The organism is Ulvibacter sp. MAR_2010_11 (assembly GCF_002813135.1).
In the GTDB taxonomy this organism is placed as follows: domain Bacteria; phylum Bacteroidota; class Bacteroidia; order Flavobacteriales; family Flavobacteriaceae; genus Altibacter.
This window is the reverse complement of sequence record NZ_PHTY01000001.1, coordinates 536,599-560,420: the sequence shown is the minus strand read 5'-3', so window position 1 is coordinate 560,420 and position 23,822 is coordinate 536,599. Positions and strand designations below refer to the sequence as shown.

At 40.0% G+C, this 23,822-nt stretch carries 17 protein-coding genes, 1 pseudogene and 1 riboswitch; of the genes and pseudogenes, 16 read left to right on the top strand and 2 right to left on the bottom strand.

All coding sequences use genetic code 11. The features are described from left to right. The first annotated feature begins 55 nt into the window (after positions 1-55). The 11 genes from alaS (at position 56) to ATE92_RS02650 (ending at position 14,729) form a co-directional block, all read left to right on the top strand. The gene (gene alaS / locus ATE92_RS02705) at positions 56-2,668 is read left to right on the top strand and encodes an alanine--tRNA ligase (protein ID WP_100802233.1); all 2,613 of its coding nucleotides are present in this window, start codon (positions 56-58) and stop codon (positions 2,666-2,668) included. A 203-nt stretch (positions 2,669-2,871) separates the two neighbouring features. After that, on the top strand, positions 2,872-3,207 hold the full coding sequence (locus tag ATE92_RS02700; protein WP_100802232.1) for a GxxExxY protein: 336 nt from the start codon (positions 2,872-2,874) through the stop codon (positions 3,205-3,207). Positions 3,208-3,425: 218 nt separating this feature from the next. Beyond that, on the top strand, positions 3,426-4,373 hold the full coding sequence (locus ATE92_RS02695; RefSeq protein WP_100802231.1) for a GSCFA domain-containing protein: 948 nt from the start codon (positions 3,426-3,428) through the stop codon (positions 4,371-4,373). 80 nt (positions 4,374-4,453) lie between these two features. Further along, on the top strand, positions 4,454-4,975 hold the full coding sequence (locus ATE92_RS02690; protein WP_100802230.1) for a DUF6252 family protein: 522 nt from the start codon (positions 4,454-4,456) through the stop codon (positions 4,973-4,975). 223 nt (positions 4,976-5,198) lie between these two features. Then, entirely contained in the window at positions 5,199-7,067 is a 1,869-nt protein-coding gene (locus tag ATE92_RS02685) for a PQQ-binding-like beta-propeller repeat protein (protein ID WP_100802229.1), read from the top strand. 186 nt (positions 7,068-7,253) lie between these two features. Beyond that, positions 7,254-7,433 carry a hypothetical protein gene (locus tag ATE92_RS02680; RefSeq protein WP_157809536.1) on the top strand — a complete coding sequence of 60 codons (180 nt, stop codon included), beginning with the start codon at positions 7,254-7,256 and terminating at the stop codon, positions 7,431-7,433. 28 nt (positions 7,434-7,461) lie between these two features. Continuing rightward, positions 7,462-8,871 (top strand): hypothetical protein, encoded by a 1,410-nt coding sequence (locus ATE92_RS02675; RefSeq protein ID WP_157809535.1) that lies wholly within the window; start codon positions 7,462-7,464, stop codon positions 8,869-8,871. 95 nt (positions 8,872-8,966) lie between these two features. Then, positions 8,967-9,728, top strand: coding sequence for a hypothetical protein (locus ATE92_RS02670; protein ID WP_100802226.1), 762 nt, complete (start codon positions 8,967-8,969; stop codon positions 9,726-9,728). Between the two features lie 88 nt (positions 9,729-9,816). Further along, positions 9,817-11,697: a tetratricopeptide repeat protein gene (locus ATE92_RS02665; protein WP_100802225.1), complete on the top strand. Its 1,881-nt coding sequence runs from the start codon at positions 9,817-9,819 to the stop codon at positions 11,695-11,697. A gap of 340 nt (positions 11,698-12,037) precedes the next feature. Continuing rightward, positions 12,038-14,002 (top strand): sensor histidine kinase, encoded by a 1,965-nt coding sequence (locus tag ATE92_RS14105; protein ID WP_232729104.1) that lies wholly within the window; start codon positions 12,038-12,040, stop codon positions 14,000-14,002. A 76-nt stretch (positions 14,003-14,078) separates the two neighbouring features. Further along, positions 14,079-14,729 (top strand): response regulator transcription factor, encoded by a 651-nt coding sequence (locus tag ATE92_RS02650; protein ID WP_100802223.1) that lies wholly within the window; start codon positions 14,079-14,081, stop codon positions 14,727-14,729. On the opposite strand, the gene ATE92_RS02645 is transcribed toward ATE92_RS02650, so the two are convergent. Then, the gene (locus ATE92_RS02645) at positions 14,726-16,387 is read right to left on the bottom strand and encodes an amidase family protein (RefSeq protein ID WP_100802222.1); all 1,662 of its coding nucleotides are present in this window, start codon (positions 16,385-16,387) and stop codon (positions 14,726-14,728) included. The genes ATE92_RS02650 and ATE92_RS02645 overlap by 4 nt on opposite strands. A 163-nt stretch (positions 16,388-16,550) precedes the next feature. Here ATE92_RS02645 and ATE92_RS02640 point away from each other — a divergent pair, with 163 nt between their 5' ends. Next, a complete protein-coding gene (locus tag ATE92_RS02640) occupies positions 16,551-18,101 on the top strand; it encodes a M20/M25/M40 family metallo-hydrolase (RefSeq protein WP_100802221.1) in 1,551 nt (516 codons plus the stop codon). A gap of 159 nt (positions 18,102-18,260) precedes the next feature. Here the strand turns inward: ATE92_RS02640 and metK are convergent, their stop codons facing one another. Continuing rightward, the gene (metK, locus tag ATE92_RS02635) at positions 18,261-19,514 is read right to left on the bottom strand and encodes a methionine adenosyltransferase (RefSeq protein WP_100802220.1); all 1,254 of its coding nucleotides are present in this window, start codon (positions 19,512-19,514) and stop codon (positions 18,261-18,263) included. 290 nt (positions 19,515-19,804) lie between these two features. Then, positions 19,805-19,925, top strand: a riboswitch (SAM riboswitch). Positions 19,926-20,050: 125 nt separating this feature from the next. Here metK and ATE92_RS02630 point away from each other — a divergent pair. The 4 genes and pseudogenes from ATE92_RS02630 to ATE92_RS02615 all read left to right on the top strand — a co-directional run bounded on the left by ATE92_RS02630 (position 20,051) and on the right by ATE92_RS02615 (position 23,819). After that, positions 20,051-21,220: a PLP-dependent aspartate aminotransferase family protein gene (locus ATE92_RS02630; protein WP_100804332.1), complete on the top strand. Its 1,170-nt coding sequence runs from the start codon at positions 20,051-20,053 to the stop codon at positions 21,218-21,220. A 70-nt stretch (positions 21,221-21,290) separates the two neighbouring features. Beyond that, a pseudogene (locus ATE92_RS02625) lies at positions 21,291-22,373 on the top strand (aspartate kinase); the annotation flags it as partial. A 16-nt stretch (positions 22,374-22,389) separates the two neighbouring features. After that, complete coding sequence (locus tag ATE92_RS02620; protein WP_100802218.1) at positions 22,390-22,809, top strand: OsmC family protein; 420 nt, start codon at positions 22,390-22,392, stop codon at positions 22,807-22,809. After that, a complete protein-coding gene (locus ATE92_RS02615; protein ID WP_100802217.1) occupies positions 22,806-23,819 on the top strand; it encodes a homocysteine S-methyltransferase family protein in 1,014 nt (337 codons plus the stop codon). The genes ATE92_RS02620 and ATE92_RS02615 overlap by 4 nt, the downstream gene beginning before the upstream one ends. The last annotated feature ends 3 nt before the right edge of the window (positions 23,820-23,822 follow it).

The window sequence follows — 23,822 nt, the reverse complement described above, 5'->3', positions numbered from 1 at the left end:
AGAAATTGTTTCGAGCATAGCCCTAACATATATTTTTTAGCTTAAAAAGCATTTTATGAAGTCCAAGGAAATACGTTCCCAATTTTTAGAATTTTTCAAAACAAAAACACATGCAATTGTGCCCTCCGCGCCTATGGTGGTGAAGGACGATCCAACTCTGATGTTTACCAACGCAGGCATGAATCAGTTTAAAGAATATTTTTTGGGAAATAATGAACCTAAAAATAACCGAATTGCCGATACCCAAAAGTGTCTTCGCGTGAGCGGAAAGCACAACGATTTGGAAGAAGTGGGGATGGATACCTACCATCATACCATGTTCGAAATGTTGGGAAACTGGAGTTTTGGCGATTATTTTAAGAAGGAAGCTATTGAATGGGCCTGGGAATTGTTAACCGAAGTCTACGGAATTGACAAGGACATTTTGTACGTTACTATTTTTGAAGGAGATGAAGCTGAAGGATTGGAACGCGACACCGAAGCCTATAACTTGTGGAAGCAGTTTGTTCCCGAAGAACGTATTCTGAATGGTAACAAACACGATAATTTCTGGGAGATGGGCGAGCAGGGTCCCTGCGGCCCGTGTAGTGAAATACATGTGGATATTCGTTCGGCCGAAGAAAAAGCAAAGCAATCGGGAGCCGAACTGGTAAATAAAGATCATCCACAGGTAGTGGAAATATGGAACCTGGTTTTTATGCAATTCAACCGAAAAGCAAACGGCAGCCTTGAAAAATTACCTGCACAGCACGTCGATACAGGAATGGGCTTCGAACGGCTTTGTATGGTGCTGCAAAACAAACAGAGTAACTACGATACAGATGTCTTTACACCGCTAATTCGCGAAATTGAAGCGGTTACCAATACTACCTATGGCAAGGACGAAAAAGTTGATATTGCCATTCGAGTGATTGCAGATCATGTGAGAGCTGTAGCCTTTTCTATTGCGGACGGACAATTACCCGGCAATACGGGAGCCGGTTATGTGATTCGACGTATTCTGCGAAGAGGAATTCGCTACGGATTTACATTTTTAGACACCAAAGAACCTTTTATGTATAGGTTGGTGAAAACGTTGAGCAAACAAATGGGAGAAGCCTTTCCTGAATTGATTGCCGAAGAACATTTAATTACCAACGTAATTCAAGAGGAGGAAAAATCGTTTTTACGAACTCTGGATCAAGGACTGGTGTTGTTAGAAAATATCATTTCCGGTGCCAAATCGAAGACTATTTCAGGTAAAAAAGCATTCGAATTGTACGATACCTTCGGATTTCCAATCGATCTTACCGCGCTAATCTTAAGAGAACGCGGCTACAATTTGGACGAATCTGAATTTGAAGCAGAACTTCAGAAACAAAAAGAAAGATCCCGAGCAGCGACCAAGGTTGCAACCGGTGACTGGGTTATTTTAATGGAAGATGAAGTCGAAGACTTTGTAGGCTATGATACCTTGGAAACTTCTGTGAAGATAACGCGCTATCGAAAAGTGGAAAGCAAGAAATATGGTGAAATGGTCCAGCTTGTGTTCAATCTAACCCCTTTTTATCCTGAAGGCGGCGGACAAGTAGGCGATAAGGGTTATTTGGAAGCGCCCAATGGAGAGGTGGTCTATATTGTAGATACCAAGAAGGAAAATAATTTGATCATTCACTTTACCAAAAACTTGCCCAATCACCCGGAAGCTACCTTTAAAGCTGTAGTCGATGAAAAACAACGTAACAGAACAGCTTCCAATCATACGGCCACCCACTTACTACATCAGGCGTTGCGAAATATTTTGGGTACCCATGTCACTCAGAAGGGGTCTATGGTTCACAGTAGGAATCTGCGTTTCGATTTTTCTCACTTCGGAAAGGTTACCGAAGACGAATTAAAACAGGTGGAAGCCTTTGTAAATGCCAGAATAAGAGAGGGAATTGCTTTGGAAGAACGCATAAATATTCCATACGACCAAGCGATCGAAGAAGGCGCCATTGCTTTGTTCGGTGAAAAGTACGGCGACAGTGTTCGTGCCATTAAGTTTGGAAAATCCATGGAGTTGTGTGGAGGAACACACGTTCCTGTTACTTCTGATATCTGGCATTTTATCATTACTTCGGAAGGAGCGGTTGCTTCGGGAATTAGACGAATTGAAGCCATTACCGGAGATGCGGCCAAAGACTTTTTTGTGAATCGCAGTGAAGCCTTTTCGGAAGTACAAAAAGCTTTGAACAATGCGCAGGACCCTGTAAAAGCTGTTGAGAGTTTACAGGAAGAGAACAATGCATTGCAAAAGCAAATTCAGCAGTTATTAAAAGACAAGGCTAAAAACATAAAAGGAGAGCTGAAAGATGAAATCACCCGGGTAAACGGAGTCAACTTTTTGGCTAAGGAACTGGATTTGGATGCTTCGGGCTTAAAAGATCTGGCATTCGAGTTGGGAGGAGAAGTGGAAGACCTGTTTATTCTGTTCGGTTCCAAAAACGACGGAAAGGCACTGCTTACCTGTTATATTTCAAAGGAATTGGCCATAGCACGTGGTTTGGATGCCGGAAAAATTGTTCGTGAGTTAGGAAAATATATTCAGGGCGGCGGCGGCGGACAACCTTTCTTCGCAACGGCGGGAGGTAAAAATCCGGACGGAATAGAAACGGCGCTGGCAGCGGTTAAGGATTATTTGGGCTAGGCAAGCAAAGTCGCAAAGTTATTTTTATTTCTCGCAAAGACGCAAAGACGCAAAGACGCAAAGACGCAAAGACGCAAAGTCGCAAAGACGCAAAGTCGCAAATTGAGTATGTAAAGTCTAACGCAAAGCCGTAAAGCCGCTAAGTAATTCTTTTTAATTGTACTTTTAAAATAGATTGAACTCCCCATTTAATTATTTACATTATGGGGAAAACAGAGACTTTTTACGAAAATGATTTGGCTTCAATCATTGTAGATTGCTGCTATCACATTCATGTGAACTTGGGTCCGGGCTTACTGGAGTCTGTCTACGAAGAAATTTTATTCTATGAATTAACCGCAATTGGCTGTAAAGTTGAGAGACAAAAACCGCTACCGGTCATCTGGAAAAAATTAAAACTTAATTTGGGGTTTAGAACCGACCTTATTGTAGAAGACACTGTAATTATTGAAATTAAATCGGTAGAAGCAATACATCCCGTGCATCCGAAACAGTTGCTAACTTATTTGAAACTAACGGGTTTAAAGTTGGGTTTATAGATTAATTTTAATACTCCGCTTATTAAAACCGGAATTACACGTATCGTAAACGGACATTAATTTTAGATTTTGGTGATTTTGCGCCTTTGCACCTTTTCGAGAATCAATACTTTGTACCTCTGCGTCTTTGCGCCTTTGCGAGAACCAACCCTTTACGTCTTTGCACCTTTGCGTGCCTGGTAATTTTAATTACATTTTTTTCGCACCTTTGTGAACGCATGAAACTGCAAACTCAAATACCGCTACAACCAGAGGAAAACCCAATCGATTATAGTTCGAAAGTGGTGTTATTGGGCTCTTGTTTTGCTGAAAATATTGGAGGAAAGCTTGACTATTTTAAGTTTCAGAATTTACAGAATCCCTTCGGAATTATTTTTCACCCTTTGGCAATAGAAGGATTGGTAAGACGCGCCTTGGAGGAACGATTTTTTGCTGAAGATGATATCTTCTTTCACAACGAACAATGGCATAGCTTTGAAGTACACTCTTTGGTAACCGCTTCGGGAAAAGAAGATTTTTTAAAATTGCTGAACGAAAAACTGAAGCATTTCCGGGAATACCTCTTAACCGCTACGCATATTATCTTTACCTACGGAACAGCCCGTGTATATCGTTTTACGGAAACCAATAAGCTCGTAGCCAATTGTCATAAACTTCCACAACAGCATTTTACGAAGGAATTACTTTCTATTGAATTGATTTCAGAAAGTATTCAAAATACATCTCGATTACTAAAAACCTATAATTTCAAAGTACAACAGATTCATACTGTTTCCCCTGTTAGACACCTTAAAGATGGTTTTGTCGAGAATACACAAAGCAAGGCCCATTTGATTGCCGGCCTCCATACCGCTCTGAAAAACGATACCAGAAGTAACTACTTTCCTTCCTACGAAATTGTAATGGACGAGTTACGGGATTATCGTTTTTATGGCGAAGATATGCTACATCCTACGGCAACAGCCGTGACCTATATCTGGAATCGATTTAAGGAAGTTTGGATTGCTTCGGAAACGGATTCAATTCAAAATCAGGTGGATAGTATTCAAAAAGGGCTACAACACAGGCCTTTCAATCCTTCGAGCAAGGCAAATGAGGTTTTTCGAATTGAACTTCAGCAAAAAATAACAGCGCTTCAGAAGCAATTTCAGCATATACAATTTTAATTATACGTCAATTGCCGTATTGAGTGGCGTTGGGTTTTAGGGCATCTTTGCTTTATTCAAACTATAAAAATCCAACAATTATGAAAACGCTCAACAAAACAATTTTAATTTTAGTAATGGCTTTTGCCGCTACGGTTTCTTCATGTAAAAAGGACGATGACGGTGGAGGAGGTGGTTCGGCCGGAGAAGGTACAGTAACTGCCATAGTGAATGGTAACAGTTTTACATCTATGGACATCGCTTCTACTGCAAGTGAGAGTACATCAGGTAGTAATACCACAATTACAATTCAAGGATCTGACGCTTCCGGAAAGGGAATATTTTTGATTATCAACGGGTACGATGATACCGGTAGCTACGAGATATCCGATTCGAATGTCTTTATAACTGCTAACTACGTAGAGGCCAACGCCGGGAATCCCCAAAATTCACAATCATGGAACGCGCCGTATCAAGCGAGTGGCGTAGTTGGAGAAATAAATATTTCTGAAAAGTCAACCACTACAATTAAAGGGACTTTCAGTTTTAAAGCTAAAAATGTGAATGGTGATCAATCTATTAAGGACATCACGGAAGGGTCTTTCAATGTAAATTTTCAATAGCTGGTACATTATAAACGCAAATCTCAGTGTTGAGGTTTTTACGTGGACCGGGAGCGGAACGATTTGTTCTTCTTCCGGTTTTTTTATGGCTTCCGTCGAACGTAAAGACCAAATAGAGGAATGTGTTAGATAACTGCCCTACAAAAGAATACGACAATTGCCGTATTGAAACGCGTCTTATTATACGTCATCTTTGAAATATCAAATTACTAAAACCACGATTATGAAAACTTCAACATTTTTAAAAACAGTTACATGCCTAAGCTTACTATTGGCATCGACATTGATGGCACAACGTGCCGAAGAACCCGATTTTCGCTACGATACAGGAGCAAAAATCAATGAAATGACACTTACAGAAGGAGGTACTATGGTTGTTGCAACCAATGACGGACTTGTAGGTATTAAACCCGGAAGCAATCAATTGCTTTTTAATTTCACGGAATACGGACGAGTAAAGCCGGAGGAACTATATTTTGTTCCCGGTGCCCCCTATGTAATTGTTTCTCAGGGCGGATTTGCAGGAATTACTTCCAAGAAATCGGTTATCGATTACATTTCCGGAAAGACCCTATTCAATACTGAGGGCAACGGCTGGAAAATAGTGACCACCTGTGATGTAATGATGCCACAAAATAAACTTGTGGTGAGCGGGCAACGCACTTCCAAGGAAAAGTTTGCGACACAGGTTGCGGTTTATGACTTGAATACCGGCAATGAAGATTACCGCTTTAATTTAGGTGATCCGGATAGAGTGGGTATTGCCAAAGATTATAGCGTAACAGGACGACCTTTGTTGTTAAAAGAAAGACTTATTATTCCAACTGCACAGGGTTTAATAGCTAAAAAAGCGCAAACCGGCGAAGTGCTTTGGGAAACAAAAATTAAAGGGCTTAGCTGGGTTATTGCAGATGCCGAAGAAAAAGACATTTACGGTTTTGACCAGTCCGATACCGGAAGCAATACCAAAGTTTACAAAATAGGGAGCAATGGAGCAGAGTTGTGGAAAGACCCTGCAAAAGTGAAAGGAAAAGTAGTAAATTTTGAGATACTTCCACAAGGACTTGCCATCGTGAGCAATAAAGATGATGGGGGCAGCAATAGTGTCTTTGCCGCAAAGAATGAATCTGAAATAGGATTTCTAAGCGCAACAAATGGTGAAGATCTTTGGGACAAAGCTCCAAAAACGAAAGGGTATGTGCAGCATTTCTATATCATGGAAGACGGAATCCTTTTTGGAATCTACCAAGGGGGAATCAACAAAATATCCTTCGATGGTCAGACGCTATTCAAAAAACCCTTAAAAACCGGAGAGAATATTTTAACTATGGCACATACCCCGCAAGGCTTGATTTATATTACTTCGGAAGATGCCAATATTGTAAACCTTAATAGTGGTGATCAGGTTTGGAGCAAGCCGTTAAAGTACAAAAGAGCCGATGCGGTTTCGTCTACCTTCGACAGCAAGAACACCCGCTATTTAATAAGTGTGGATGAAGAATTGTTTGCTGTGGATGCCAACAGTGGAGAAGTGTCAACGCTAGCCGAATCTAAGTTCGATGGGAAAGAAGCTCCTACACATGTAGAGATTAGAAATGGGGGCGTGCTGCTTACCAGTGACCAAAATCTAATGCTCTTGGATAACAAGGGTGGAAAGTCCTGGCATGAGTACTACCGTGCACCGGGCAAGAGTGCAATGGGAGCTATTTTAGCCGGGGTAACAGCTGTGGCTGCTGCGACAGGCTCGGTGGCTGCCGCAAATTCATCGGTACAAAACCGCTTGGCAGGATATAATAGCAGAGCCGACCGTGAAAGTGAATTAGCGGGAGGTCTTGCCGCTGCGAGTGGTGCCTCGGTATCTGAAATGTTACGCCGATTTAAAGCAACCGCTGCCACCGAAAACGCCCAGTTTATTTTAACAAAATTGGATGAAGGAGTTGGACTTGTAAAAATCAACAAAGACTCAGGAGCTAAAGAAAAAGAAATTCTGCTTAAAGACAAACAACCCGAATATATTGTTGACGATTTTGGGGGCATCTTGTATTACAAAGCCGATAATAATTCAATTTTCGCGTACGATCTTAAGAAGTAACTAACTAACCAGGTTACATTGTTTGTAGATTGCTGAGGAGTGTCTGCACTATTCAAAACCCCATAGTTCTATATGGGGTTTTATTTTATAAATTTAGGTATGATTCAGACGATTTTATATCCGAATAAAAGTAATATCCTCGTTTGAGGGAATGCGCTGTTTTTATTCTTTCTGGTGCTTTTTAATTTGGACGATCTTGCAATGGTTTCTATCAGTAAGGATTCTTCGGTTGTCGACAAATTGGCTAGAAAATATGCCAATTCACATGAGCATTACTTGGAAATGAAACGCAAGTATCAGGAATTTTCAGAAAAAAAGGAAGATACGGCAGATGACGTATTTCAACTTTTGAATTTTTTTGAGTAATTTGTTTATCACTAAAAACCCATCAATTATGAGATATTTCATCCTATGTGTTGCAATCGTTATGAGTCTTTCTTATAATGTAATTGCTCAAGTGCCTCCCGCACCAATGTCTAGCACCGGTTCCGCAAAAATTAGCGGTGCTTCCTGGACAAAGACCAACAATGTCGATTTTGTACTTCGAAATGGGAAGGGAAACACAGTAACTAATGTAAAAGATTTGGTGTACCTAAAGACAGATACGCTAGCCGTTCTGGATAAAACCGGACGCGTAATTTATTTGCTGGAAGATTTTAAAGATGCACCCATAGGCACTGTAGGGAAGGCTTCTGTTTTGACCTCCAATATTGGGAAAGACTTTTATCTTACCAATCCGTATTCCTTTATTACCTACGTTAACGACGAATCTTATGCAGGAGAATTCAGCAATATTCAAGGCAATTATATAGATTATCTCGATGGGGTTGGTGCGACCTATTATTTGGATGGAGTGCGAAGTTTTAAAAACTGGGGAGCAAAGAACATTACTAAAATGGCTACTGCCCCAGATAACACATATTGGTACAGAGATGCCGATAAAGACCAGTATGGGGTACTCAAGAAAGGAAAACCAATAGATTATACAAATGCGACTACCGAAAAGGATGGAAATAATCTCATTGTGAAAATCAATAACGTAAAAACATACATATTAGAAGGTTATTACACCATTGCCTCCTTTGTGTATAAGCCCGTAAAATTATATGCGGGAAGTACAGCCACTACTACAACTGTGGCCTCCGGCACTGTTGGTTGTGTAGAAGGCGACTGTATAAATGGTTGGGGAAAATGGCAATATGAGGATGCCTATTATGACGGTTTTTGGCGTAATGCAAAACGAAATGGCTATGGATTGTATAAATGGGAAGGGGTAGGAAAGTATATTGGTAATTGGGAAAACGGTTCAATGAGTGGCTACGGTGCCTATCTTGCCGATAACGACGATAATATTATTGGTGAATACAGCAATGGAAAGTTAAATGGTATGGGATTTACTGTATTTGGAGACGAATGGAGTCAGGGAATTTATGTGAATGGCGAATTAAAAACACCCTATACTTTTTATACCAATAATGTTGAAGTAGGTTGTACCGCCGGTGACTGTGAGAATAAATATGGGAAAATGGTATGGAGCAATGGTGATTATTTCGTGGGATTCTTTAAGAATGGAAAATTGTATATGGGAACCTATACCTTCGCCAATGGGGATAAATACAGTGGCATGTTTAACAAAGAGAATCAGTTTAACGGAATAGGGCGTTATTTTTATGAAGATGGCGGTTATTACGGGGGAGAGTGGACTAATGGAAAATTCAACGGAAGAGGCTATTATCACAATAAGGACTTGGTCCAGCAAATTGGCGAATGGTCTTCAGGAACGCTCCATAAGAAATTTAAATAGGCTAATCCCGCCTTTATATGTAAAATACGACACCTGTCGTATTTTATTTGAAAAAATCTTTCCTAACTTTGAATAACACTAAAAACCAAAGCATTATGAAATCAGTAAAATTATTTGTACTCTCATTCTTTATGGTCCTTGGGATAACTGCAACTGCACAACAATCACCAAGTGTTCCAACGGCAGCAACCACCTCGTCCACTACGCTTGGATGCGTGAGCGGTAACTGTGAGGACGGATGGGGAAAGAAAAACTTTGATCACGGTTATTACGAAGGATTTTGGGAAAACGGCAAACGCAACGGATATGGCCTTTTCGATTGGAAAGACTCAGGAAAATATATAGGGTTCTGGGTAAATAACGACATGACAGGATACGGAGTGTATCTTGGCGTAGAAAAAGACATGGTAGGGGAATACCAAAACGGCTTTATACAAGGTTTAGGCTATATAGTAGAAGATGAAGTATGGGAGCAAGGAAAATATAGCAGCAGTCAGTTGGTCGATTCGTATACTTTTTATGACAACGGAGTAACCAGTGGTTGTACTGCAGGGGACTGTCAAAATAAATACGGTAGATTTAAATGGAGCAACGGAGATGCGTTTACAGGCTTTTTTAAAAACGGAAACATGTATTTAGGCACCTATCTCTTCGCTAATGGCGATAAGTATACAGGACAGTTTAACAGTAGTAATCAATATCACGGGCAAGGCCGTTTTTTCTTTGAAAGTGGAAATTACTACGGCGGCGAATGGTATAACGGGAAGTACCATGGCAAAGGTTATTACCAGGGTCAAAGTTCTACCGAAGATAAGATCGGAACCTGGTCTAACGGTAATTTTGTGAAGGCATTATAGCATTATTTTCGAAAATTTTTGAAAAGAACACGACTATGTCGTGTTCTTTATTTTTTGTGTATTTTAGAATCGGCCAATCGCTTTGTGTATGAAGAACATCTACTCCCTTCTCTTTATTCTTTTGACTTCTTTTTTACATGCTCAAACCAATTCTAAATTGGATGATCTACTATTAAAAGCTTATAGCAGCAAGGATTCTTCAGATTACTATTTCAATGCGTCGAAAAAATTACTCAAGCAAAAAGCAGACACCGCCAATTATTATTATTTTCAATTTTACCGAAAGCATAACGACAACGAAAAGGATAGTGCTATTTATTTCGCCGAAAAAGTAATTCCGCTTTTTAAGAAGTTGGATACACTAGACAGACTTCGGAAAGTATACGAACAATTACATTATCTCGAATTAAATCTGGGGCAATATGAATTGGCGCTGGATTATATTCAAAAGGCGTTAACTGTAGCCGAAAAAATGAAGGATACCGTTATGATTTCCTTGCATTTATCCGATAAATCCAACATCTATCACGACTTTGAAGATTATGAAAAAGGAGTGGCTTTCGGAAAAAAAGCTTTTAAAATTCTACACGATCACGACAGCACCAACTACAAATATTTAATTTTCGCCAACAATGTAATTGCCATTAATTTCGACGATTGGAAAAAACCCGATAGTGCGCTCTTTTATCATTATAAAAACCTGAAATACATCGCCAAGGTTTCAGATTCGGCACGGTTTGCATTTATATTCAACAATATTGGCAATACCCTGCTGAAAAACAAGAGATTCGCCGAAGCCAAAAAGTATATTAAAAGATCTCTGGAACTTAATAAAATGCGACAACGAGATAATAATTTGGCGACCAATTACACCAATCTCGCGACTATAGCCTATGAAGAGAACAAATTTGCAGAAGCTAAAGAATATTTTATCCTTGCCAATTTATACGCCGAAAAAAGTGGCAGCATCGAGAAGATTAGAGATGTGGTACAACAGGAGGCCTGGTTCTATAAAAAAACGGGAGATTTTGAAAAAGCACTCGAACGGCAGGAAGCTTTCTATGTCTTGAGAGATTCGGTCTTTAACGAAGAACGCGCAGCAAAAGTTACCGAAATGGCTACCAAATACGAAACGGCAAAAACTGCACAAGAACTGGCCGAAACCCGTGCCAATCTTGCCGAAAGTGAACTGGCCGTTGAGCAAAAGAACATTCTCATTTTTGGAAGTTTAGGACTGGCTGTAATTTTAGGACTGCTGGGCTATTTATTCTACAGTCAACAAAAATTAAAGAATCGGCAGTTGCAGAAAGAAGGTGAATTAAAAACAGCGCTGGCTCGAATTGAAACTCAGAATGAACTACAAGAACAACGCCTGCGAATATCGAGAGATTTGCATGATAATATTGGCTCCCAACTTACCTTTATAATTTCGTCCATAGACAGTCTTAAATACGGTTTGAAGGATGCAGGTGATGTGGTAACACAAAAACTGGGGAATATTAGTGCCTTTACTTCCAATACAATTTATGAGCTTCGGGATACCATTTGGGCGATGAATAAAAACGATATTACCTGGGAAGATTTACAGGCTAGAATTTCCAATTTTATTGAAAAAGCCGGCGTGGCTCAAAATACCATAGATTTCGATTTTTCAGTGACTCAGGGCGTTGTAGCGGATACCAAATTTACCTCCATTCAAGGGATGAATATCTATCGCATTATCCAGGAAGCACTTAACAACACCCTGAAATATGCAGATGCGACCAAGGTTTCAGTAACTATTGACAAGAACGCTTCGGCATATCACATCACCATTAAAGATAACGGAAAGGGCTTTAGTATTACCAATATTGAAGTCGGGCATGGGTTACAGAACATAAAAAAACGCGCCAAAGAATTGGGAGGTACCTCCGAAATTAATTCAGAAGTCGGTATGGGAACTACCGTCTCAATTCAATTTAAAGCCTGATTGAAATACGTCAACTGCCGTATACCAAAAGTAAACATCTCACAGTACCTTTAAGGCCTAGTTACTACCTCATGATTATTACTCCTTTTAGCGTCATAATTGCTACAATTCTATCAATTGGAGCAATTTCCTTTTATTTTTTTCAGAAAAACAAAAAAATAACAACCCTCCATCTGCAACATATTAGGGCGTTAGAACATGAAGTAACACAGCACCAAAAGCACATAAAATTTAGGTCAAATGGATTGGACACCTATCACTTTTTAAAATACAATCTGGAGGAAGCATTGGTAGTTCAACCCGATATCAAAATTTAGATTATTTTTAATAAAAAATTTAAATGCCGACCAAAAACCTCCGCTTCACAATTCTCCTTCTTTTTAGCTTCACCCTTTCATTTTCTCAAGAGACTCAAAAAAATATAGACAGTCTCCTTCTTGCTTTAAAAAGAGCTCCCGAGGATTCCACCAAGGTCTATTTATATCAGAAAATTGCAGGGCATTACAACGTAACTCATTTGGACAGTGCCAAGGCCTTTGCTGAGAGTGGCGTTGCCTTAGCTGAAAAACTGAATTTTAACTTTGGAAAAATTATCAACCTGAATGCGTTGGGGAATTACTTCGAAAGAAAAACCGATTACAACAATTCGTTGCGCTACTACAACAAGGCGTTGGAAATTGCCAAGGCTACAAACAGCACCAAAGGATATGCCATTGTTTACAACAATATCGCCACGGTGTACATTCGAAAAGCGGAGTATCAAAAAGCCATCCCCTTGTTATTTGATGCCTTGAAGGCCGAAGAAACGCTCAATAATGAAAACGGAATTGCTCAATCTTATAATAATATTGGGATTGTATATTATTATATGCAGGATTTCGATAAAACCACAGAGTACCTCACCAAAGCTTTAGAAATTCAGGAGCGATTGGGGAATTTTGCAGGATTGCAAAACGGCTACAACAATGTGGGCGCTATTTACGATCATCAGGAAAAGTATGACGAAGCCATAGGTTCTTACCAAAAGGCGTATGAAATAAGCCTGCAAATTGGCGATAAAAAAGAACAGGCGTCCAACCTGTCGAACATTGCTTTAGCCTATTCAAAAAAGCGGGATTATTTAAATGCAGAAGCTTATTTCAACCAGTCGATAATGCTTCGGGAAGAGGTAAAAGACTTTAACGGACTCGCGAATACCTATCTGGGTTTTGGGGAAAGTTTTAAGAGCCGGAAACAATTTCAGAAGGCAAAATTCTATCTCCAAAAAGGGCTGGAAATTGCCGAAAAGCACCATATAAAACTTTCGGCGAAAGAAGGCTATGCAAGCCTTTCCGAATTGGCCGAACAGGAAAAGGACTATAAAACCGCGAATGAGTACCTGTACAAGTTTATTGCAGTGAAAGACTCCATTCTCAATGAAAAAAATGCACAAATAATCACCGAAGCCGAAGCCAAATACGAAACCGAAAAGAAGGAAAACGAGATCTTGAAACAACGCGCCCAACTGGCAGAAAAAGATTTACAGGTACGCCGGAAAAATACCCTGGTGTACGGTGGATTCTCTCTCGCTCTTGTCCTCGGATTATTAGGATATCTTTTGTACAATCAGCAAAAGCTCAAGAACAATCAGTTGCAAAAGGAAAACGAATTAAAAACGGCTTTGGCGCGTATCGAAACTCAAAATAAGCTGCAGGAACAACGGCTTCGTATTTCGAGAGATCTTCACGATAATATAGGCGCACAACTTACCTTTATAATTTCGAGCCTGGACAATATACCCTTCGGATTTAAAGATATTGGCGAAAAACTCACGAATAAACTTTCAGGCATAAGCAATTTTACGTCTCAGACTATTTATGAATTGCGGGATACTATTTGGGCGATGAACAAGAACGACATCAGTTTTGAAGACCTGCAAACCCGCATCACCAATTTTATAGAAAAAGCGAAAATAGCTTCGGGAAAAACGGCCTTCGAATTTCATATTGATAAAGGCATAAGTGCAGGTTACACGTTTACTTCGGTGGAAGGAATGAATATCTATCGCATTATTCAGGAGGCGGTTAACAACAGTATGAAATATGCCCAGGCTACTTTAATTTCGGTACATATTTCAGAAAAAAACAGTACGTACAAGATTGAGATAAAAGACAATGGCAATGGATTTATTCCTTCGGAAGCGGAAGAAGGCAACGGACTTACCAATATGAAGAAGAGAGCTCGTGAAATTGATGGAACATTTACTGTGCATTCAATTCCTTCGGAAGGTACCACGGTAAAATTGGAACTTTCCAAAAAAAGCTAGAATACGTCAACTGCCTTATTTTATTGCACGGTTAGAATAGGTATTTTTAAGTATATTTAAAGCTAACTAACCAAGTATGAGTCTTAAAATTGCCATTGTTGATGACAATAGCTTCCTAATCCATGCGATTAAAGAAAAGCTTTCTTTTTTTGAAGACATTTCGGTAAAACATACTTCCTTAAATGGAAGTGAATTATTGACCAAACTCCAGGACAATCATAATATAGATCTTATCCTTATGGACATCGAAATGCCGGTGTTAAACGGTATTGAAACCACCCAGATGGTAAAGCAAAAGTATCCGCAGATTAAGATCATTATGCTTACAGCCTTCGACAACGATGAAAACATTTTTAATGCCATAAAGGCGGGAGCCGATGGGTATTTGTTGAAGGAAATAAATCCGGAAGACTTACACAACGGAATTCTCGATACGCTTAACGGAGGCGCGGCCATGAATCCGTCTATTGCCCTAAAAACACTGAAATTATTGCGAAACCCTATCGACATTCAAAACGTGAATGATCAGGAAGAAATTTCGTTGTCCAAGCGAGAAGTGGAAGTTTTGGAACAGTTGAGTAAGGGTTTGAGTTATACTTTGATTGCCGAAAATTTGTTTCTGTCTCCAAGTACTGTTCGTAAACACATTGAAAATATTTACAAAAAATTACAGGTGCACAGTAAAATTGAAGCGGTACAAAAGGCGAAAAATCACAACATTATCTAATCTTTATAAGCTTCTGGAATCCTTCGGGCATTCAAACTTTTTTCGATCGAGTATCCCATGCTTAACAGCGATTGTTCACTAAAAGGTGATCCTATTAATGTAAGGCTAATGGGTTCTCCGGATGGTTTATATCCCATTGGCACAGTTAGACATGGATGAAGGCCAACTGCGGCCGCTGCCGAATGATAATTATTTATGGAAAGTATGGCGTCCAGCTTATATTCGACCATTGGTTGTTGAAAAAATGCAGTGCCGTTTTTTAATAAATTCGCTCGAATTTCAGTGAGCTGCTCAGAGCTGGTACTATCGATCATAATTCGGTCAAAAACCCCTTGATGATAAGGCATTCTTATCAAACTATCTTTAGCGTTATAGGCCATCACATCCGATAAGGTTTTGATGGAATCGTTAATAGTAGTATATGCCGCTAAGTAAATGGGAAGATCCGCTTTCATTTCCAGATTAAGAACACTTAAAAATCCGTCGAGTGAAATTTCCGGCGGATTATATTCGATGAGTATTGCACCCTCTTTTTCCAGTTTTTTAACTGTAGTTGCATAAATTGAATCCTTCAGCAAACTCTTCATCACCCCTAATCGTTTTCCTTTTAATCCGGAATTTACTCGGGCTATAAGATAAGATTGCCTTTTAACAACAGTGATGGTGTCCTTTGTATCTTTCCCTGCCATAGCGTCCAGCAAAATGGCATTGTCTATAACATTTTTGGTCATTGGACCGGGAGTATCTAAGGTATGTGATATGGGAACCAAACCCGATCGACTTATAACTCCAATAGTGGGTTTTAGACCTACAACCGAGTTCTGACTTGAGGGAGAGATTATTGAACCGGACGTTTCTGTTCCCACCGCTGCTACAGCATAGTTGGCGGCTACAGAAGTCCCGCTGCCTGCACTGCTTCCTCCTGTTTCAAAGACTTTTCTGCCATACGGATTTAAGGTCTGGCCACCCACTGCACTATAACCCAAAGGACAACCTGTGCAAAAATAATAGGCCCATTCGCTCAAATTAACTTTTCCTAGAATAAGAGCCCCTTTTTTTTCTAATTCGGTTACCAGAAAGGCTTCTTTTCCGGCTGTAGACTCTTTTAAAATTGCAGCTCCCGCGCTTGCATTAATACCCCGGGTGTTGATGTTATCTTTCAGCAAAATAGGCATCCCGTAAATAGGATGCGAGTTTTCAAGTTTATTTTTATCTCTGGCCCTTGCCTGCTCTAAAACATTCCTATTTAGTGCAATAATGGTGTGTAGAGAAAAAGCAGGGTCCAACTCGTATTTATAAATTCGCTTTAAGAAAAATAAAGTCAGTTCTTCATAAGTGAATTTACCCTTAGAAATATGCAACTGAATTGTGGGAATATCCTGCTCCATTATTAAGGGATAGATCTCTAAATAACGCGACTCCGAAAATGCACTAACATCATTATATAATGGGCGAAAAACCTCATTCTTGTCCAAAAGCTTCGATTGAATTAATTTAAATTGCATTCGCGGCAACTCATGTGATTGCTGGTCTGCAATTTCTTGGAATTCATCATAAGACTCCCAAAGAACGGGAGGCTCATTCTTTTCATGTGGCTGATGGCAAGACAGCATTAGGAGGGCTAATAAGAGTACTGTAAATCGTAAAAAAGCTTTCATTAGAATCTTATTTTATATAAATGTAAAGAACCGCTCTCATTATTGAAGCAGGTTTCTAAAAAGAATTTTGTTTATAGTTAATTACAGATTTGTCTGGTTGTGCAATTTCTTTCTAAAATAATTGTAATTTTAAAAGCTTTAGCAACAACTAACTCACCAAACCATGAAAAAAATCTATTTTCTACTTCTTGCCACTCTCTTAATTTCAACCAATACTTTTTCTCAGGATTCCAATCCTATAGTCGACAACATAATAAAAGAAGCCAATGAAAACTCTCAGTTGGAGTTGTTGGCGCACGAACTCATGGATGTAATTGGACCCAGATTGGTGGGAACTCCGCAAATGAAAAAGGCAAACGATTGGGCGGTGAGTAAATATAAATCCTGGGGAATCAGCGCCAAGAACGAAACCTGGGGAGAATGGCGCGGATGGGAACGCGGAATTACCCATATTGATATGATCTACCCCAGAATTCAATCTCTGGATGGTACACAATTGGCCTGGAATCCCGGAACATCGAGCAAAGGTGTAACGGCCGAATTGGTTGTGTTGCCTGAGGTGCAGGATTCTATGGCATTTCAGAGATGGTTACCCAATGTAAAGGGGAAATTTGTAATGGTTTCTATGAACCAACCTACAGGTCGGCCGGATTATAATTGGAAGGAATTTGCTACTGAAAAGTCCTTCGAAAAGATGAAGAAAGACCGGGAAGCTCAGGAAACGGCATGGCGTGATAATATGCGTCGTATGGGCTATAACAGCAGAACCATCAACGAAGCCTTAGAAAATGCAGGTGCCGTTGGGATTGTATCCTCAAATTGGTCGGAAGGGTTTGGTGTAAACAAGATCTTTAGTGCACGAACCAAAAAAATACCCTCTGTAGATCTGGAATTGGAAGACTATACCATGTTGTATCGAATGGTGGAATACGGTGACAAACCACAAATTAAAATTGTAGCCGAATCCAAAGAATTAGGCTTGGTTCCCACATTGAATACCATTGGCGAAATGAAAGGTGTTGAAAAACCCGAAGAATATGTTATCCTTTCGGCGCATTTCGACTCCTGGGACGGGGGAACAGGCGCAACCGATAATGGAACCGGAACCTTGGTAATGATGGAAGCCATGCGTATTTTGAAGAAGGTATATCCTAATCCGAAGCGCACGATTTTGGTAGGACATTGGGGAAGTGAGGAACAAGGATTGAATGGTTCCAGAGCCTTTGTGGAGGACCATCCCGAAATTGTAAAAAATATACAGGCGGTTTTTAATCAGGATAACGGAACCGGAAGAGTTGTAAATCTTTCAGGCGCCGGATTTTTACACTCCTACGAGTACCTAAGCAATTGGCTGCATGCTGTTCCTAAAGAAATTTCAGATCAAATTGAAACCAACTTTCCGGGTTCTCCAAGTGGCGGGGGATCGGACAATGCGTCTTTTTTGGCAGCGGGAGCTCCTGCGTTTAATTTAAGTTCCCTTAACTGGTCGTATTGGGATTATACCTGGCATACCAATAGAGATACCTACGATAAAATAATTTTCGATGATGTGAGAAGTAATGCAATACTTACGGCTATTTTGGTCTATATGGCGTGCGAAGATCCTAATCGAAGTTCTACCGAGAAAATAGTGTTACCTATCAATCCAAGAACAGGCGAGCAACGCACCTGGCCGGAGCCTCGTTCTCCACAGCGTAAAGGGGGAATTGATTAAATAAAAAATGCCCTCTAAGAGTATTTTAGAGGGCATTTTTTTATGGTCTTAAAATCTTTTGTCAAACTGAACTTGATTCAGTTTCTAATTGGTGTCGACAACTAAATTGGATTCTGAATTAAACCTGCCTGCCGGCAGGCAGGTTCAGAATGGCAAATTTTACAACCCGAACGCTGTTTTAACCTTGTCCACATAATCCAACTTTTCCCAGGTAAACAATTCTACCTCTCTTTCTATACGTCCGTTGTATGGGCTTTCAAACACCTTGGTAACAATTTTAGGAGTTCTACCCATATGTCCGTATGCAGCGGTTTCCAAATAAATTGGATTGCGAAGCTTTAACCGGGTTTCGATGGCGGCAGGGCGCATATCGAATATTTTGGCAGTTAGCAAGGCGATTTCACCATCGGTTATTCCAACATGAGATGTACCGTGTGTATTCACCAAAATTGAAGTGGGCTCTACTACACCAATGGCATAAGATACCTGCACCAATACTTCATCGGCCACACCGGCGGCAACAAGATTTTTGGCAATGTGTCGCGCAGCGTATGCCGCACTTCTGTCTACTTTACTAGGGTCTTTTCCGCTAAAAGCTCCACCTCCGTGTGCTCCTTTTCCCCCGTAAGTATCCACAATTATTTTTCGGCCCGTAAGTCCGGTATCTCCATGCGGTCCGCCAATTACAAATTTTCCTGTTGGATTTATATGATATACTATAGCATCATTAAATAAATCCTGAACATATTTAGGAAGCTGTGCCTTTACTCTGGGCATCAAAATCTCAATGATATCCTTCTTAATTTTAGCAAGCATGATCTCGTCTTCATCAAAATCGTCATGCTGTGTAGAAACTACAATGGCTACAATTCGTTGAGGTACGTTGTCATCGCTGTATTCTATGGTCACCTGACTCTTGGAATCGGGACGTAAATACGGAATTTGCTTTCCTTCTCTACGTAAGGCAGCCAATTCGATTAATATTTTATGTGAAATGTCCAAGGCCAAAGGCATATAATTCGCTGTTTCTTTGGTAGCATAACCAAACATCATCCCTTGATCTCCTGCACCCTGTTCTTCTTTATTTTCACGATCCACACCCTGATTGATATCCTGAGATTGTTCGTGAATTAATGAAATTACACCACAGGAATCTCCACTAAATTGATAAGCACCTTTGGTGTAACCTATTTTATTAATAACATCTCTGGCAATGGTTTGAACATCGAGATAGGTTGCGCTTTTCACTTCCCCGGCAAGTACAACCTGGCCTGTTGTTACAAGTGTTTCACATGCTACTTTAGAGTCGGGGTCGAAGGCTAAAAAGTGATCTAATAAGGCGTCGCTAATCTGATCGGAAACTTTATCGGGATGCCCTTCAGAAACACTTTCAGATGTAAATAAGTAAGCCATAAAATGGTTTTAAATTATATAATAAATTATAAAGATTTGACGAACGCGTCGAAGGGAGTTTTCACTGCCTTTAGCATTTTTTCTTCGCATTTATTGCGGAGCCTCAAACTCAGAATTACTGCGTTTGAAAGAGGTTGCAATCAGTCAAATCTTTCCTCTTTGTTTTTCTGCTGCAAAAGTAAAAAAATAAAGTGAATAGGAATTTTATTTATATTTTTTTACGAAAAAATTTGGATACTAACTTTTTCTAACTGAATATTTGCGCATACAAAGTTCAAATCTTTATTGAAATGTTATCAAGAAAGGCGGAGGGATTAGACCCTATGAAGCCTTAGCAACCCTTTCTCTGGAAAGAAGGTGCTACATTCTACAATAATTTCCCAATAAGCGGAAATTGGCGATAGATAACGACACGACAATTTTTTTAAAATTGCCAACTCATTCTTAATAACATTTTTCTGGTAAAGTACATCGGCCGCAGGCAGATGCATTTTGACTTTTGGTTTAATCATTTATTAACTCAAAAAGAAAGAAAAATGAGTGCAACAAAAATTATTCATTCAATTCCCAGTGATCCGCTCACGGGGGCCATTTCGGTACCGGTGTACCAAACATCAACCTTTATCCAGGAAGCTCCGGGTGTAAACAAGGGTTTCGATTATGCAAGAAGTAACAATCCAACGCGAAAAGTTCTTGAAGACGTAGTCGCGCAATTGGAAAACGGACATTCGGCTTTTGCCTTTGCAACAGGTCTTGCCGCTATCGATGCAGTGTTGAAACTATTGAAATCGGGCGACGAAATCATTGCCGTCGACGACATTTACGGAGGCGCTTATCGGCTTTTTACCCATGTCTATGAAAAACTGGGTATCACCGTAAATTATGTAGATACTACCGATGTTTCCAATGTTTCTGAGGCAGTTTCAGAAAAAACAAAGCTCATCTGGATCGAATCTCCTACCAACCCTACATTGAAAGTTTCAGATATTGAGGCAATTTCAAAAATCGCCAAAGGGGTTAATGCCTTGTTAGTTGTCGACAATACATTTGCCTCGCCTATTGCGCAACGTCCCATTGAACTGGGAGCAGATATCGTAATTCACAGTGGCACCAAGTACATTGGAGGTCACTCCGATTTGGTTGCGGGGTTGGTAGTGACAAAGACCGAAACGCTTTCAGAAAAAATTAAATTCATTCAAAATGCTTCGGGAGGAATCCTGGGGCCATGGGATTGCTTTTTAACCATTCGCGGCATTGAAACCTTAGACATTCGGTATAAAAAGCAGTGCGAAAATGCATTTAAAGTGGCGTTGTTCTTACAAGAGCAGGAAGCAGTTCAGGATGTTTTCTATCCGGGATTAACGACTCATAAAAATCACGAGATTGCTAAAGATCAACAAAACGGACTCTTTGGTGGAATTGTGTCTTTTACTTTAAAAGAAGATACTCAGGATGCAGCCAATCAATTTGTGACATCAACCAACTATTTTAAACTTGCCGAAAGTCTGGGCGGTGTTAAAAGTTTATTATGCCATCCGGCGCAGATGACGCATGCTTCCATCCCAAGAGAGATTCGATTAAAAGCGGGAATTAAAGATTCGCTAATTAGACTTTCCTGCGGAATAGAAGATGCCGAAGATTTGATAACCGATTTATCTGAAACCTTAAAAGTAAGTGCAACCGCCAAAGAAGTACTCTTTGTATAAAACAACCACTATGAGCACTGAAATTATTGAACAACCCAAAGCGTTGATCGATTTGGAACAGATAAAACGAAAAAAAGTAAATCTCGCTATTTTTGGACACGGAAACGTGGGAAGTATATTGATCGATCAGATTATTGCATCCGGCAAAGGAATTTCAAAACGTAGAAATTTAGACCTGAACATTTTTGCGGTGGCAAATTCGAGCTCGCTGCTTTTGGAGGAAAAAGGCATTTCCGGAAATTGGCAGGAAGCAAAAAGAGAAAAGGGAACTTCCTATTGCGTTCGGGATATTATTAGCTTTGCACAATCCAATAATTTGGAAAACCTGATTGCTATCGACAATACCGCAAATGAAGAATTTGTAAAGCACTATAAAACTTTGGTGGAAGAAGGCTTCAGTTTGGTGTCTTCCAATAAAATAGGGAACACTTTGGGACTTGATTTTTACAAAGAATTGCGCGAATTACTTTCAGAAAACAACAAGGAATATTTATACGAAACCAACGTAGGAGCAGGATTGCCTTTGGTAGATACCATTAAATTATTGCATCTTTCGGGAGAGAATATCACCCGAATAAAAGGTGTATTCTCCGGATCTCTGAGTTATATTTTTAATCATTTTTCTGAAAAAGACGAACTCTTCAGCACAATATTAAAGCAGGCCATTTCAAAAGGGTATACCGAACCGGATCCTCGTGAGGATTTATGCGGAAAAGATGTAGCTAGAAAACTATTGATTCTGGCTCGCGAATTAGATTTGCATACTGAGTTTGAGGATGTAAAAATTCAAAACCTAATTCCAAAGGCCCTTAGAACACTTCCGAAGGAAACATTTTTAGAACATTTGAAGGATTTTGACGTTCCGTTTCACATCAAGCGAAACAATCAACTTCCCGATCATGTGTTGCGCTATGTAGGTGACCTACATGGCGATTTGTCAAGAGAGGATGGAGCAATTTTGGAAGTAAAATTGGTTTCCGTGCCTAAAAACAGTATGTTAGGTCAGTTGAAGGGAAGTGACTCTATCTTCGAAATTTACACCGAAAGCTACGGCAATAATCCTATTGTAATTCAAGGAGCGGGTGCCGGTGCCACGGTCACTGCCAGAGGTGTTTTTGGAGATATCCTGAGACTTAGCGATAAATTAAATTAAAACGTGAAAATAAAATATGAAAGTAACGCTTAACCGTATAAATGACGATTATCTTTTTGAAGCTATAGGCGCAAACGATGTGCCTGTGCTAATCGACAATAAAACCAATGATGTGGTAAAGGGTGCAAGTCCGATGGAGTTGGTGCTTATGGCGGTAGGAGGTTGTAATGCGATCGATATAATTTCGATCTTAAAAAAACAACGCCAGGAGGTAACTTCCTATTCGATAGATGTAGAAGGAACACGAAAAGAAGTGAAGCAGGCCAGGCCATTTGATTCTATACATCTAACGGTTCATCTGAACGGAACAGTCGATCCCGAAAAAGCAAAAAAAGCAGCTGCCTTAAGCTTCGAAAAGTATTGTTCGGTTTCACTAACCTTGACGGGGTGTGTACACATCACCTATTCTATAATTGTAAACGGAGAAACAATATGAGTGAGTTAGAAAAAGCCTTGCAAGAACGAATTCTCATCCTCGATGGAGCTATGGGAACCATGTTGCAGCGCTATAAATTTTCGGAAGAGGATTTTAGAGGAGAGCGTTTTAAAAATTTCCATAAATCGGTAAAAGGAAACAACGATTTGTTGTCTTTGACCCAACCTAAAGCGATTGCTGAAGTACATTTCAAATACTTTGAAGCCGGAGCAGATATTGTAGAAACCAATACCTTTTCAGGGACCACCATTGCGATGGCCGATTACAACATGGAAGACCTTGTCTATGAATTAAATTATGAGTCGGCAAAGATTGCCAAAGAGGTCGCTATTAGTTTTACTGAAAAGAACCCTGCCAAACCCAGATTCGTTGCCGGAGCTATCGGACCCACAAACAAAACGGCAAGTATGTCGCCCAATGTGAACGATCCCGGATTTAGAGCTATTTCTTTTGAAGAATTGCGTGTTGCCTACAAGCAGCAAGCCGAAGCACTCATTGACGGAGGTGTAGATATGTTGCTAGTAGAAACAGTTTTCGATACTCTAAATGCGAAGGCGGCTTTGTTTGCTATTGAAGAGATTAAGGAAGAACGAAACCTGGACATTCCGGTGATGATTAGCGGTACCATTACCGATGCTTCAGGGAGAACATTGTCGGGTCAAACTGCCGAAGCTTTTTTAATTTCAGTATCACATATTCCGCTCTTAAGCGTCGGATTTAATTGTGCCTTGGGTGCAAAACAATTGACACCCCATCTGGAAGCTATTGCGAGAAGAACCCAATTGGCGATTTCGGCTTACCCCAACGCAGGTTTGCCTAATGCGTTTGGAGAATACGATGAAAGTCCGCAACAAATGGCCTTGCAGATAAAGGAATATTTAGACAAGAATTTAATCAACATTATTGGGGGATGCTGCGGAACAACACCGGAGCATATAAAGGCGATCGCAGAGTTAGCTTCAGCGTATAAACCAAGACCTTTTCATTATAAAAAAAGTGTAACCGCATAAAAT

Excerpts from the sequence above, each read along its gene's own strand:
- ATE92_RS02695 (WP_100802231.1), top strand. The coding sequence starts at position 3,426 with ATGAAACTGCAAACTCAAATACCGCTACAACCAGAGGAAAACCCAATC.
- ATE92_RS02665 (WP_100802225.1), top strand. The coding sequence starts at position 9,817 with ATGAAGAACATCTACTCCCTTCTCTTTATTCTTTTGACTTCTTTTTTA.
- ATE92_RS02675 (WP_157809535.1), top strand. The coding sequence starts at position 7,462 with ATGAGATATTTCATCCTATGTGTTGCAATCGTTATGAGTCTTTCTTAT.
- ATE92_RS14105 (WP_232729104.1), top strand. The coding sequence starts at position 12,038 with ATGCCGACCAAAAACCTCCGCTTCACAATTCTCCTTCTTTTTAGCTTC.
- ATE92_RS02685 (WP_100802229.1), top strand. The coding sequence starts at position 5,199 with ATGAAAACTTCAACATTTTTAAAAACAGTTACATGCCTAAGCTTACTA.
- ATE92_RS02700 (WP_100802232.1), top strand. The coding sequence starts at position 2,872 with ATGGGGAAAACAGAGACTTTTTACGAAAATGATTTGGCTTCAATCATT.
- ATE92_RS02640 (WP_100802221.1), top strand. The coding sequence starts at position 16,551 with ATGAAAAAAATCTATTTTCTACTTCTTGCCACTCTCTTAATTTCAACC.
- alaS (WP_100802233.1), top strand. The coding sequence starts at position 56 with ATGAAGTCCAAGGAAATACGTTCCCAATTTTTAGAATTTTTCAAAACA.
- ATE92_RS02620 (WP_100802218.1), top strand. The coding sequence starts at position 22,390 with ATGAAAGTAACGCTTAACCGTATAAATGACGATTATCTTTTTGAAGCT.
- ATE92_RS02670 (WP_100802226.1), top strand. The coding sequence starts at position 8,967 with ATGAAATCAGTAAAATTATTTGTACTCTCATTCTTTATGGTCCTTGGG.
- ATE92_RS02630 (WP_100804332.1), top strand. The coding sequence starts at position 20,051 with ATGAGTGCAACAAAAATTATTCATTCAATTCCCAGTGATCCGCTCACG.
- ATE92_RS02690 (WP_100802230.1), top strand. The coding sequence starts at position 4,454 with ATGAAAACGCTCAACAAAACAATTTTAATTTTAGTAATGGCTTTTGCC.
- ATE92_RS02615 (WP_100802217.1), top strand. The coding sequence starts at position 22,806 with ATGAGTGAGTTAGAAAAAGCCTTGCAAGAACGAATTCTCATCCTCGAT.
- metK (WP_100802220.1), bottom strand. The coding sequence starts at position 19,514 with ATGGCTTACTTATTTACATCTGAAAGTGTTTCTGAAGGGCATCCCGAT.
- ATE92_RS02645 (WP_100802222.1), bottom strand. The coding sequence starts at position 16,387 with ATGAAAGCTTTTTTACGATTTACAGTACTCTTATTAGCCCTCCTAATG.
- ATE92_RS02650 (WP_100802223.1), top strand. The coding sequence starts at position 14,079 with ATGAGTCTTAAAATTGCCATTGTTGATGACAATAGCTTCCTAATCCAT.